The sequence below is a fragment of the Pseudarthrobacter sp. NKDBFgelt genome (assembly GCF_046097905.1).
GTDB classification, from domain to species: Bacteria; Actinomycetota; Actinomycetes; order Actinomycetales; family Micrococcaceae; genus Arthrobacter; species Arthrobacter polychromogenes.
This window is the reverse complement of sequence record NZ_JBJURL010000049.1, coordinates 21,868-32,969: the sequence shown is the minus strand read 5'-3', so window position 1 is coordinate 32,969 and position 11,102 is coordinate 21,868. Positions and strand designations below refer to the sequence as shown.

The following is an 11,102-nucleotide window of genomic DNA, read 5'->3' as shown; positions in this document are numbered from 1 at the left end:
TGCCGCGCTCCGGACCGCCGCGCGGGCGCTCGATGCTGCCGCCCGGGAACTGGCCGGGCTCAACGCCCGCGAAACGGGTCGGCCGGTGGACGAATCGCTGGCTGGGATCGCGGCCGGTGTGTCCACGCTGGAGCAGTATGCCGAGCTTGGCCCTGTCCACCGCGGCCTTAGCCTGCGGGGAAGCCAGTTCGCGTCGGACTACACCGTGGCGGAGCCCCGGGGAGTGGCAGCACTCCTGACCCCATGGAACGATCCCGTCGCTGTTGCCTGCGGACTGATCGGTGCCGCGCTGGTCACCGGCAACACGGTGGTGCACAAGCCCAGCGAGCGCTGCCCGCGCCTCGGCGAGGCGCTGGGGGAGGTCCTGGCCCCGGCGTTCCCGCCCGGGGTGTTCCAGACAATCACCGGGGGAGCAGGCGTCGGCGCGCTCCTGGCACAGTCTGACGTGGACGTCATCGCACACGTCGGATCCAGTGCTGCCGGTGCCCATCTTGCCCGTGCAGGGGCACAGTCCGGTGCACATGTCATCCGGGAAAACGGAGGAAACGATCCCCTGCTGGTGGACCGCGACGTCGATCCCGTATGGGCGGCAGAACAGGCCGCCATTGGCGCCTTCAGCAACAGCGGCCAGATCTGTGTGGCGGTTGAACGGATCTATGTCCATGAAGCCATCGCCGCGGAGTTTTGCGCCGCGCTGGAGGCAGAGGCAGCACTCCGGAACGGCAACGGCACGGTGGCCCCGCTGGTGGACGGGCGGATGCGGGACGCGGTCCACGCCCACGTGGCTGATGCGCTGCAGCAGGGAGCACATGCGGTGGAAGGCGGGACGCTCCCAGACGGTCCGGGCTCCTTCTACCCGGCAACGGTGCTGACCGGATGCACGGAGCGGATGGAGGTCATGACGGAGGAGACGTTCGGACCCGTGGCGCCGGTCCAGGTGGTGACATCGTTCGACGACGGCCTGCGGCTGGCGTGCAGCGGCAAGTACGGCCTCGCCGCCACGGTACTGTCCGCCAATATCGCCCACATCCAGCAGGCAGTGGCCGCCCTCCCCGTAGGCACCGTGAAAATCAACGAGGTCTTCGGCGGGGCCCCTGGCGGGGCTGCCCAGCCGCGGGGCATCAGCGGTGCCGGCTTCGGGTACGGTCCCGAACTCCTGGATGAGTTCAGCCGGGTGAAAGTGGTGCACATTGCGGCGCCGCCGGCGGCTGCCCTGGTCAGGGACCAGCCGTGACTACGTCGCCGGAAGCGGCGGATCTTTCCCAGCAGCGTGCCCTTGCGGAGTGGCTGCCGGGACGGATCGCAGCGGAACGGCCGGCCATCCTGGTGCTGGGCGACGTCATGCTGGACGGCTGGTGGAACGGCAGCATCGAGCGGCTGTGCCGGGAGGCCCCCGCCCCGGTGGTGGACGTGCAAAGTCGCGAGTCGGTGCCCGGCGGAGCGGCCAATACAGCCATGAATTTGGCTGCCCTGGGAGCCCGTGTCTCTGTGGCGGGCATCATCGGCACCGACGACGCCGGCGTGGACCTCCGCAACCAGCTCGTGGCAGCCGGGATCGATGTCACGCACCTGCTCGACCACCCGGACATGGTCACCACCACCAAGATCCGGATCAGCAGCGGCGGCCAGGTCATGCTTCGCATCGATGACTCCGCCAGCTCCGTGCCCGCCGAAGCGCTGGCCGAACTTGCGGCGTTGGTGCGGTCCGCCGTCGAACACCAGCAGGCGGTGATGGTCTGCGACTACGGCACCGGCGTCCTGGCCGATCCCGTCCGGCGGGCCCTGGTGGACGCCCTCGCGGGCAGGGGCCGCGGGGAGCCGGGCGGGCGGCCCCTGCTGGTGGTTGACTCCCACGACCCCCGCCCGTGGGCGCCGCTCCACCCGGACCTGGTAACCCCCAACGCGCAGGAAACGGCGCGGATGCTGGAGGTACGGCTCCCGGACGGACAGAAGAGGGTGGCGGAGGTGGGCAGGCACGCCGAGGCGCTGCTGGAGGCAACGGGTGCGGGGGCCGTGGTGGTCACCCTGGACCGTGACGGAACCGTGCTGCTGAGGCCCGACGGCGTGACGCACCGGACGTGGGCACGCCCGGCTGCCGAGAAGCAGGCGTCGGGAGCCGGTGACACGTTCGTGGCCGCGCTGACACTTGCGAGGTCGGCAGGCCTGCCCCTCACGGCCAGCCTGGACCTGGCGCAGTCAGCCGCCGACGTCGTGGTGCACCAGCCGGGCACGTCGGTTTGCAGTACGGCGCAGCTCAGCCGCTACCTGAAGGCGTTCGCGGACACCGCGCTGGACGCCGGCGAGCTTGAACGGCAGCTGGAGCTGCACCGCACCCAGGACCAGCGCATCGTGCTGACCAACGGCTGCTTCGACGTCCTGCACAGCGGCCACACCCGCTACCTCAACCAGGCCAAACAGCTGGGGGACATCCTGGTGGTGGCGCTCAACAGTGACCGCTCCGTGCGGCGGCTCAAAGGTGAAGGCCGTCCCATCAATGCGGTGGCGGACCGGGCGGCCGTGGTGGCGGCGCTGAGCTGCGTGGACTACGTGACGGTCTTCGACACCCCCACCGCAGCTCCGTTGATCCGGCAGTTGCGTCCCGAGGTCTACGCCAAGGGCGGGGACTACACCCCGGAGATGCTGGCAGAGACCCCGGCCGTGGAGGAGTACGGCGGCCGCGTGGCCATCCTGGACTACGTGGCCGACCGTTCCACTACGGCTATGGTGAACAAGATCCGGGACGGCGAAGGGGCCGTGCAGACCAACTAGGGTTGAGAGCTGGACTGGTTGGGCTGAATGAAGCGGGGCACGGGTAATGGCGAAACGCGGGAAGCCGGGAGGCCGCGGCAGCCGTGCCACGGCGGGCGTGGTGGAGGTTCCCAAAGGAACCCGGCCGGACGGCCCGGTTGAGGGCGTCTACTACATCGATACCGGCGACTGCGAGCTGATCGCGGACCAGGATAACTCCACCGGCTGGCTCCTGAAGATCAACGGCGTCATGAGCTCCCACATCGACCTCGCCGACCCGCTGTTCCTGGACTTTGAGTACATGCGGTGGATGGCGGCGCTCATCGAGTCCCGCTGGCCGCCGTCGGAAGCGTCCTCCGGGCCGAAGCTCCGCGGGCTTCACCTGGGCGGCGGAGCCTGCTCGCTGGCGCGGTACTTCCATGCTGCCTACCCGGATGCGCGGCAGGTGGTGGTGGAGCTGGACGGCAAGCTGGCTGAGTACGTCCGCGGCTGGTTCGACCTGCCCAAGGCGCCCCTGCTGCGGCTCCGTGTGGGGGAGGCCCGCGAGGTTACCGAGACCCTGACGGCGGACACCCGCGACTTCATCATCAGGGATGTGTTCGCCGGGGCCCTTACCCCGCGGCCCCTGACCACCGCGGAATTCACCCGGCACGTAAAGCGCGTCCTTGCACCCGGGGGGATTTACGTCGTGAACTCCGGTGACGCGCCGGACCTGAAGAACGCCCGGGAGGATGCCGCCACCATCGCGGCCTCCTTCAAGCACACCGTGATCATCGCGGACCCCGCCATGTTGAAGGGCCGGCGCTACGGAAACATGGTGATGGCGGGCAGCGACACCCCGTTTGGCGACGACCCGAAGCTCCACCGGCGGCTCCTGGGCGGCGCGGTCCCGGCACACCTGTGGGACGACGCCCAGGTCCGGGCTTTCGCGGCAGGGTCACCGGTGCGGCACGATCCGCCTGCAACCCCATCGATTGCTCCGTAACTGTCGTTCTCACCCCCGAAAACGACAGTTACAGAGCAGCCGGCGAGGTATTTCCCCGGCCCAGCAGCCATTCCCGGTGTTCGGCCATCTGTTCCCGCAGCGCCTGGACCACCGCTGCCACTGCCGGACGGCGCAGCGAATCCGGCCGGAGCACCATCCAGTAGGGCAGCAGTTCGGCGATTTCGGCCGGCAGCAGGCGGACCAGGTCAGGGTGGAGGTCGCCCATGAAACAGGGCAGGAAGCCGATCCCCGCTCCGGCGCGTGTTGCCTCCACGTGGACGAAGACGTTGGTTGAGGTGAGGCCGTCGCGCATGGCGGGCACCAGCCGGCGGGGTGCGTCCAGGTCATCCACCTGCAGCATCGAATCCACGAAATAGACCAGCGGGTGGTCATTGAGCTCGGCCACCGTGGCTGGCGTGCCGTGCTCGGCCAGGTAGGCGCGCGAGGCGTACATCCCCAGCATGTATTCGCCCAGCCGCATGGCCTCGGCCCGGTGCACCTGCGGTTCGCCCACCACCACTTCAATGTCCAGGCCGGAGCGCTGCTGCAGCGCCCGCCGCGTCATGGTCACCACCTCAACGCTCAGTCCGGGATGGTCCCGCCGCAGCCGCGCCACCGCGGGTGCGGCGATGTAGGCACTGAAGCCGTCCGTTGCAGTCATGCGTACGACGCCGGTAATTGTGTCGGGTGCCCGTCCGGCGGGTCCCAGGGCGCCCACCACCGCTTCGACCTGTTCAGCGGCCTGGACGGCCTGCGCTCCGAGGTCGGTCAGCTCCCAGCCTCCGGGGGCGCGGGCCAGGACCCTTCCGCCGAGTGCCTTCTCCAGGGAGGCGATCCGGCGTGAGACGGTGGTGTGGTTCAGGCCCAGTGCCTGCGCGGCGGCCGTGAATTTGGCGGTGCGGGACACCGCCAGGAGTACCAGCAGGTCATCCGGATTGACGTTCATATCTGCAATTCTGCACACAGTGCGTGCTGCTTTGGTTATTGAAGGCGCATGTCCGTGCAGTAAGACTCAGTGGAGCCATTAGTGCTGGAGATCACAGCGCGTGTCACCGTGGACACGGAGGAGAAACCCATGAGCGCTGGACAGCGCCCGGCAAATAGTGCTGCCGGACCTGCCCCGGTAGGCGCTGCGCTGCATGAGCGACCGGAAAATCTGTTAGAAAGCCCGAGGGGACTGCCATGGAAAACACGTTAAACGGCCGCAAGGCACTGATTACCGGGGGAGCCGGCGGGATCGGGGCCGCCAGCGCGCGGGCCCTCGCCGCCCGGGGTGCCAAGGTGGTGATCGCGGACGTGGACGCGGCCGCTGCGGAAGCACTTGCGGATGAAGTGGGCGGCACCACCTGGGCCGTTGACCTGCTGGACGTGGAATCGCTCGCCACCCTGAGCCTTGACTGCGACATCCTGGTGAACAACGCCGGGATCCAGCGCATCAGTCCCATCGAGGACTTCGAGCCAGCCGATTTCCGCCGGCTGGTCACCCTCATGCTGGAAGCGCCGTTCCTGCTGATCCGGGCCGCGCTGCCGCACATGTATGCGAACAATTTCGGCCGGATCATCAACCTCTCCTCGGTGCACGGGATCCGGGCTTCTCCCTTCAAGAGCGCCTACGTTTCCGCCAAGCACGGCCTGGAGGGGCTGAGCAAGGTGACGGCGCTGGAGGGCGGGGAGCACGGCGTTACCTCCAACTGCATCAACCCCGGCTATGTGCGCACGCCGCTGGTGGAGTCGCAGATCGCGGACCAGGCCAAGGTCCACGGAATCCCGGAATCGGAGGTCCTGGCCAAAATCATGCTGACCGAGTCCGCCGTGAAACGCTTGGTGGAGCCCGAAGAGGTGGCCTCACTTGTGGCATGGCTCGCGTCGGACCACGCGGGCATGGTAACCGGCGCCAGCTACACGATGGATGGCGGCTGGTCGGCCCGCTAGCCGCCCGGCACAGGAGTTTTTGTCCAGATATGCAGGCTTCCGCGGCCTTCAGCCCTGCATATCTGGACAAAAACTCAATCCAGCTGTTTGATTTGCCGGTGGTCGTAGAAGAACACGCCGTGGACGGTATCCACGCCCACTGATGTTCCCTGCTGGAAAACCACCAATCCCTCGCGGCGGCCCTTGAAAGGGTCATCCGCCACCACGGCGTCGCCGATTCTATAGGGTGACCGCGGGGCGAAGGGCTTCAGCATGCGGTTCCATGTTTGGGCTGCAACCTTGGTCAGGCTGACGGGCCGGCCCATGCTCGATGGGTCCCGGACAACGGCTTTGGCCATGTGTACCAACTCCTCGGAAGCGGCGCAGGCCGCTCACTCGCGGTGCAGGTTAACCGGAATGTTCCCAGCAGAGGGCGGCCCTCCACATTCCGGCTGGCACCTTACGTCAAAGCTATGCACTATTCACACCAGTCACACCAGTAACAGGTACTCGATTTTGCCGGACCCGCTACTTGCCTCTTGCGTCAACGAATCAACGCTGGCCGTTGACGATGTCCTCTGCGTTCTCGAAGGCCCATGCCACCAGCGGAACCAGCAGTGCGCTCAGCTCATAGCCGCGTTCGGTAAGGCTGTAATCCACGCGGGGCGGAATAACCGGCTGCGCATCCCGGCGGACCAGGCCGTCCCGTTCCAGAGTCTTGAGGGTCTGCGCCAGCATCTTCTCACTGATTCCTTCAGCCCGGCGGCGCAGGTCGCTCCACCGCTGCTCGCCTTCCGAAAGCGCAAGCAGGATAAGGACGCCCCACTTGCTGGTGACGTGGTCCAGCACAGTCCGGCTGGGGCAACCGGCCGGGAACACGCCGTCGGCAAGGTCAACCGGGAGGGGCGCCGCTTGGGCCGCACGGCTGTTGGCACTAACTTCCATGTGAGTACCTTACCTGAAAGTGCGTACTCTCTTTTAGGAAGTAATCAGGAATGCGTGTGGTTGTGCTTCATGTCAGACACCCTACGGAAGGAATTTCATGAGCATCGTCATCACCGGAGCAACCGGCCAGCTGGGCCGCCACGTCGTCGAGGCCCTGCTGCAGCGCAACGTCCCTGCCGGGGAAATTGTGGCCACGGGGCGCTCCGTGGAAAAGCTGGCAGGCCTTGCCGGGCGCGGCGTGCAGGTCAAAGCAATGGACTACGCGGACGCGTCCTCAGTGGCCGCGGCACTGAAGGGCGCCCGGAAGCTGCTCCTCATTTCCGGCAGCGAGGTGGGCCAGCGGGTGGAGCAGCACCGCACCGTGATCGAAGCCGCGAAGGCGGAAGGTGTGGAGCTGTTGGCCTACACCAGCATCGCCAACGCCGACAGCACGGGGATGAAGCTGGCAGCCGAGCACCGGGCCACGGAAGCCATCCTGCGGGAATCGGGGGTGCCCTTCGTCCTCCTGCGCAATGGCTGGTACCTCGAGAACTACACGGACCAGCTGCCCGGGACCCTGGCCCAGGGCGCCCTCGCCGGGAGTGCAGGGAACGGACAGGTCAGCGGCGCCGCGCGTGCTGACTATGCCCATGCCGCTGCGGCCGTGCTCGTGGCGGAGGGCCAGGCGGGCACTGTGTACGAACTGGGCGGTGACGAGGCCTTCAGCATGGCGGACCTCGCAGCCGAAATCAGCTCGGCAACCGGCAAGACCATCACTTACAACGACTTGCCTGCACAGGAATACGCCGGCCTGCTGACCGGGGCCGGAGTGCCGGAGCCGTTCGCGGAGATCCTGGCGGACTCCGACCTGGGCATCGCCCGCGGGGACCTCCTGGTAAGCAGCGGGGACCTGCGCAGGTTGATAGGACGGCCTGCCACCTCGTTGGCTGAGGCTGTGCGGGCTGCTGCAGCCGCCGTATAGCGGCCGTACCGCCTGCGTTTGCACTGGGCGTGCGGGCCGGGATGACCACGGACAGCGGCGGGGTCCGTCCACAAGGCGGTCCCGCCGTCGTCCGCCCCCCTTGACTTGGTGTCGGCGTTTCCTTACGTTAGGGGCCTGCTGCCAGCGGCGGCCCAAAGGAGATCGAGCATGAAAGCCATCGTGCAGGACGTCTATGGGACCGCGGACGTGCTTGCGCTGCGGGATATCGCCCGGCCCGTAGCGGGCGACGGCGAGGTCCTGGTCAGCGTGCGGGCCGCGGGAGTGGAGCAGGGCGTGTGGCACCTGATGACCGGACAGCCCTATCTAATCCGGCTCTTTGGCTATGGCCTGAAGAAGCCCAAAGTGCCTGTGCGGGGCCGGGAAGTGGCCGGTGTGGTGGACTCCGTGGGAGCCGGCGTGACTCGTTTCAAGGCGGGTGACGAGGTCTTCGGCACGTCAGAGGGTTCTTTTGCGGAATACGTCTGCGCCAAGGAGGGCCGTCTGGCCAGGAAACCCCGGGACCTGTCCTTCGAGGAAGCGGCAGCGGCACCCATCTCCGGCGTGACGGCCTTGCAGGCTGTAAGGGACGCCGGCCAGGTTACCGTGGGCCGGAAAGTGCTGGTCATCGGGGCGGGCGGGGGAGTGGGGTCCTTCGCGGTGCAGATAGCCAAAGCTTTTGGGGCGGATGTGACGGGAGTCTGCAGCACCGGAAAAGTGGAACTGGTCCGGTCCCTCGGCGCTGACGCCGTCATCGACTACACACGGGAGGATTTTGCTGCCGCCGGGGCGCTGTACGACGTCATCCTGGACACCGCCGGCAACCGTCCGCTCTCCGTCCTCAAACGCGCCCTCGCCCCGCGGGGCACCCTGGTGCTGGTGGGAGGCGAGCGTGGCGGAAAACTGACCGGCGGCTTCGAAAGGTCATTCGCGGCGCCCTTGCTCTCACTCTTCTCCCGGCAAAAGTTCAAAGGCCTGGTGTCGAGGGAGACGCACCTTGACCTCGAGGCCCTGGCATCCCTGATCGAAGCCGGGAGCGTCAAACCCGCCCTGGACAAGGTCTTCCCGCTTGCGGAAGCACCGGCCGCCATCAGGTATCTCCGGGAGGGCCGGAGCCTCGGGAAAGTGGTGGTCAGGATCTGATCCACCCGCTGCCGAAGGGCCCTTTCCCCGAACGGGAAAATGTTCCTGGCAACGGAGTCGTGCGTCCCCCTTAAGTGGTCGGGAAGGTCAGGCCAGTTCCTCCATGCGCCGTGCCAGGATGTCGTTCATGGCCAGGAGGCCCACGAGCTGGTTGCCTTCCACCACTACAAGCCGGCTGAGGTGGTATCGGCTCATCAGGGCTGCCGCCTGCCGCACGGACAGTTCCCTCTGAATGGTGATGGCCGGGATGGTGGCGGCGTCGTAGACGTTCAGGAGGTCCACATCTCCTTCCTGGGCGACCACGGTGTCCAGGAGTTCCCGGTAGCTCAGCATGCCGTAGGCGTCGTGGGCATGCTGCCGGTCCACCACGAGGCTCTTGACCTGGCGTTCCTTCATCACGGACAGGGCTTCACGCAGCGTGCTGTAGGGGGAGATGGTGACGACCTGGGAGACCATCACGTCATTGACAATAAGCAATTTCTTCCTCCTCAAATTTGCTGGGCCTGCTCAGGCGCCCTCGCGGCGCAGATGCTCCTCAAACCTCACGACCTGCCTCATATCGATCCCCGTCAGATGCTCGATCGGAACAGCGAAAGCAAGCCCGCGCGACTCTGTTCCCTTCACCAGGATCGAGTGGAGCTCCTTCAGGATTGGTGCGCCCAAATGCGAACCAACCACCATCAGCAACACGGACTGGGTGCCTTCGAAGGTCAGGCCGAAGAACGTCTTCCTGGCTTCACCACCAATTCCCTTGCCCGGAAGAATGGTGACCCCCGTAGCGCCGGCCCCCTGGGCGTGTTCAATGATCCTGTCTTCAAGGTCGTCCGGTGCGATGACCACAATGGCGGTGAATTTCATGCAGGTTCGCTCCTCAGCCGCGGAATCTTCTCCATCACCATGGCATACACCATGACGGATATGACAGGGAAGATTGATGCGAAGGCGATCAGGCCGAAACCGTCGATCAACACATCCCTTCCCTCTACAGCCGCTGCCAACCCAATGCCGAGGGCCGTCACCAAAGGCACGGTGACCTCCGAGGTTGTGACGCCCCCGAGGTCGAAGGCCAGGGCGATGATGTACTTCGGTGCAAAGAAGACCAGCACGATCGCCACAGCGTAGGCGGCCATGATGAAGTAGTGGAACGGGCCTCCCATCAGGATCCGATAGACGCCACAGGCGATGCCGACGGCGACGCCGAGGGCGACAATGACCCGCACGGCGAAGCCGCTGATTCGTCCAGGCGACGCCTCCTGCGCCTGTTCACCGATGGCCACCAGGGCGGGTTCAGCCATAGTAGTGGCGAAGCCTATCAGCAGGGCGAAGAGCAGGATCAGGGCCGGCGCGCCCTGTGCTATGAGCTGCTCAGCCATCAGTTTCCCGATGGGAAAGAGACCGATCTTGAGTCCAACCACGAATGCGTACAGTCCCACCAGGACCATAACGAAGCCGACGACGACACGCAGCGGGTGCGCCAGCCTGCGCCGCAGTGCCACGTACTGGAAGAACAGGACGACGCCCACGATCGGCAGTACCTCCCGGAGCATCGACCCCAGGCCCAGGATCATGCCCACCACCCAGTCAGCGGCGTCCTCGCTGGATCCGGTCGAGGGGGGTGCCGCTCCAGAGCCGCCAAATGAGTAAACCCAGGTGCCATAGAGCTGGACGCCGATCATCGGCACCATCACGCAGAGTGCAACGAGGCCGAAACCGTCGGCGAGGACGCTGCGTCCGCGGATTGAATTTGCCAGGCCAAGGCCTATTGCGGTGATGAGCGGCACGCTGACGATATTGGTGGTGACACCGCCTGAGTCGTAGGCAAGTCCAACAATCTCGGGCGGGGCGATGTACGTCAGTCCCAGCACCAGTGCATAACCGGCAATCAGGAGTTTGTACACGGCCCAGCCGCGCAGAACACGCATCACTCCAAGGACCAGGACCAGGCCAACGGACAGGGCGATGACAAAGCGCAGCACCAGCCCGTTGATCCGACCTCCGCTGACGAGCTGGGCCTGCTCGGCGACGGCGATTACCGCCGGCTCCGCAACGGAGGCGGCAAAACCAACAGCAAATCCAAAAGGCAGCAGCAACACCAATGCGCCGCGCCTTACGAATTGATTTGCAAGGTTCTTGCCCACTGGAAAAATGCTGAGGTCCAGGCCGTGCAGGAACAGGGCAATTCCCCCGGCCACGATCAGGAGCCCTGCCACCAGGCTCAAGGGATCATCGGGCACCGAACGGAACACCAGCAGCTGAAACATGAAAACTACCGCCACGATGGGCAGCAGGTTTTTGAGCGCCTTGAGGAATTCATTGCTGAATCGGCTGAGGTGCTCCATCGGGTTCCTCTCCCGGTGATGTTCCTTTCAGTGCCTCGGTATTTCAGTGTGCCGGGAGGGCAAAACAGTGTCC

Annotated in this window: 12 protein-coding genes; 6 read left to right on the top strand and 6 right to left on the bottom strand. The window is 66.0% G+C overall.

The features are described 5' to 3' along the window. From ACKAE7_RS13780 to ACKAE7_RS13770, 3 genes are all read left to right on the top strand, one after another. The coding region (locus ACKAE7_RS13780; protein ID WP_408979467.1) for an aldehyde dehydrogenase family protein at positions 1–1,234 on the top strand (1,234 nt) is incomplete at its 5' end. Next, positions 1,231–2,769 carry a D-glycero-beta-D-manno-heptose 1-phosphate adenylyltransferase gene (rfaE2, locus tag ACKAE7_RS13775; RefSeq protein WP_408979466.1) on the top strand — a complete coding sequence of 513 codons (1,539 nt, stop codon included), beginning with the start codon at positions 1,231–1,233 and terminating at the stop codon, positions 2,767–2,769. The genes ACKAE7_RS13780 and rfaE2, both read left to right, overlap by 4 nt. A gap of 46 nt (positions 2,770–2,815) precedes the next feature. Further along, the gene (locus ACKAE7_RS13770; RefSeq protein WP_188810319.1) at positions 2,816–3,733 is read left to right on the top strand and encodes a spermidine synthase; all 918 of its coding nucleotides are present in this window, start codon (positions 2,816–2,818) and stop codon (positions 3,731–3,733) included. A 28-nt stretch (positions 3,734–3,761) separates the two neighbouring features. Here ACKAE7_RS13770 and ACKAE7_RS13765 read toward each other — a convergent pair whose 3' ends face one another. After that, the gene (locus ACKAE7_RS13765) at positions 3,762–4,679 is read right to left on the bottom strand and encodes a LysR family transcriptional regulator (protein ID WP_408979465.1); all 918 of its coding nucleotides are present in this window, start codon (positions 4,677–4,679) and stop codon (positions 3,762–3,764) included. A gap of 236 nt (positions 4,680–4,915) precedes the next feature. On the opposite strand from ACKAE7_RS13765, the gene ACKAE7_RS13760 reads away from it, so the two are divergent. Beyond that, positions 4,916–5,665 (top strand): 3-hydroxybutyrate dehydrogenase, encoded by a 750-nt coding sequence (locus tag ACKAE7_RS13760; protein WP_188810323.1) that lies wholly within the window; start codon positions 4,916–4,918, stop codon positions 5,663–5,665. Between the two features lie 74 nt (positions 5,666–5,739). Here the strand turns inward: ACKAE7_RS13760 and ACKAE7_RS13755 are convergent, their stop codons facing one another. Together ACKAE7_RS13755 and ACKAE7_RS13750 are read right to left on the bottom strand one after the other, a co-directional pair. After that, entirely contained in the window at positions 5,740–6,003 is a 264-nt protein-coding gene (locus ACKAE7_RS13755; protein WP_188810325.1) for a hypothetical protein, read from the bottom strand. Positions 6,004–6,196: 193 nt separating this feature from the next. Beyond that, a complete protein-coding gene (locus tag ACKAE7_RS13750) occupies positions 6,197–6,589 on the bottom strand; it encodes a winged helix-turn-helix transcriptional regulator (protein WP_408979464.1) in 393 nt (130 codons plus the stop codon). A gap of 97 nt (positions 6,590–6,686) precedes the next feature. Here ACKAE7_RS13750 and ACKAE7_RS13745 point away from each other — a divergent pair, with 97 nt between their 5' ends. Both ACKAE7_RS13745 and ACKAE7_RS13740 read left to right on the top strand, forming a co-directional pair. Further along, entirely contained in the window at positions 6,687–7,550 is an 864-nt protein-coding gene (locus tag ACKAE7_RS13745) for an SDR family oxidoreductase (RefSeq protein ID WP_190613181.1), read from the top strand. 168 nt (positions 7,551–7,718) lie between these two features. Further along, positions 7,719–8,690, top strand: a complete 972-nt coding sequence (locus ACKAE7_RS13740; RefSeq protein WP_191035369.1) for an NAD(P)-dependent alcohol dehydrogenase — start codon at positions 7,719–7,721, stop codon at positions 8,688–8,690. A gap of 87 nt (positions 8,691–8,777) precedes the next feature. Here ACKAE7_RS13740 and ACKAE7_RS13735 read toward each other — a convergent pair whose 3' ends face one another. The 3 genes from ACKAE7_RS13735 to ACKAE7_RS13725 are packed head-to-tail and all read right to left on the bottom strand — an operon-like array spanning position 8,778 to position 11,029. Then, positions 8,778–9,167 carry a CBS domain-containing protein gene (locus ACKAE7_RS13735; protein WP_104188031.1) on the bottom strand — a complete coding sequence of 130 codons (390 nt, stop codon included), beginning with the start codon at positions 9,165–9,167 and terminating at the stop codon, positions 8,778–8,780. Between the two features lie 30 nt (positions 9,168–9,197). Beyond that, positions 9,198–9,548: a P-II family nitrogen regulator gene (locus ACKAE7_RS13730; protein ID WP_104188034.1), complete on the bottom strand. Its 351-nt coding sequence runs from the start codon at positions 9,546–9,548 to the stop codon at positions 9,198–9,200. After that, positions 9,545–11,029: a DUF1538 domain-containing protein gene (locus tag ACKAE7_RS13725; RefSeq protein ID WP_188810334.1), complete on the bottom strand. Its 1,485-nt coding sequence runs from the start codon at positions 11,027–11,029 to the stop codon at positions 9,545–9,547. The genes ACKAE7_RS13730 and ACKAE7_RS13725 overlap by 4 nt, the downstream gene beginning before the upstream one ends. Positions 11,030–11,102: the final 73 nt, after the last annotated feature.

Bases quoted from the DNA above. Each gene is read 5' to 3' on its own strand.
- ACKAE7_RS13770 (WP_188810319.1), top strand. From the start codon at position 2,816: ATGGCGAAACGCGGGAAGCCGGGAGGCCGCGGCAGCCGTGCCACGGCG.
- ACKAE7_RS13765 (WP_408979465.1), bottom strand. From the start codon at position 4,679: ATGAACGTCAATCCGGATGACCTGCTGGTACTCCTGGCGGTGTCCCGC.
- ACKAE7_RS13760 (WP_188810323.1), top strand. From the start codon at position 4,916: ATGGAAAACACGTTAAACGGCCGCAAGGCACTGATTACCGGGGGAGCC.
- ACKAE7_RS13755 (WP_188810325.1), bottom strand. From the start codon at position 6,003: ATGGCCAAAGCCGTTGTCCGGGACCCATCGAGCATGGGCCGGCCCGTC.
- ACKAE7_RS13750 (WP_408979464.1), bottom strand. From the start codon at position 6,589: ATGGAAGTTAGTGCCAACAGCCGTGCGGCCCAAGCGGCGCCCCTCCCG.
- ACKAE7_RS13745 (WP_190613181.1), top strand. From the start codon at position 6,687: ATGAGCATCGTCATCACCGGAGCAACCGGCCAGCTGGGCCGCCACGTC.
- ACKAE7_RS13740 (WP_191035369.1), top strand. From the start codon at position 7,719: ATGAAAGCCATCGTGCAGGACGTCTATGGGACCGCGGACGTGCTTGCG.
- ACKAE7_RS13730 (WP_104188034.1), bottom strand. From the start codon at position 9,548: ATGAAATTCACCGCCATTGTGGTCATCGCACCGGACGACCTTGAAGAC.
- ACKAE7_RS13725 (WP_188810334.1), bottom strand. From the start codon at position 11,029: ATGGAGCACCTCAGCCGATTCAGCAATGAATTCCTCAAGGCGCTCAAA.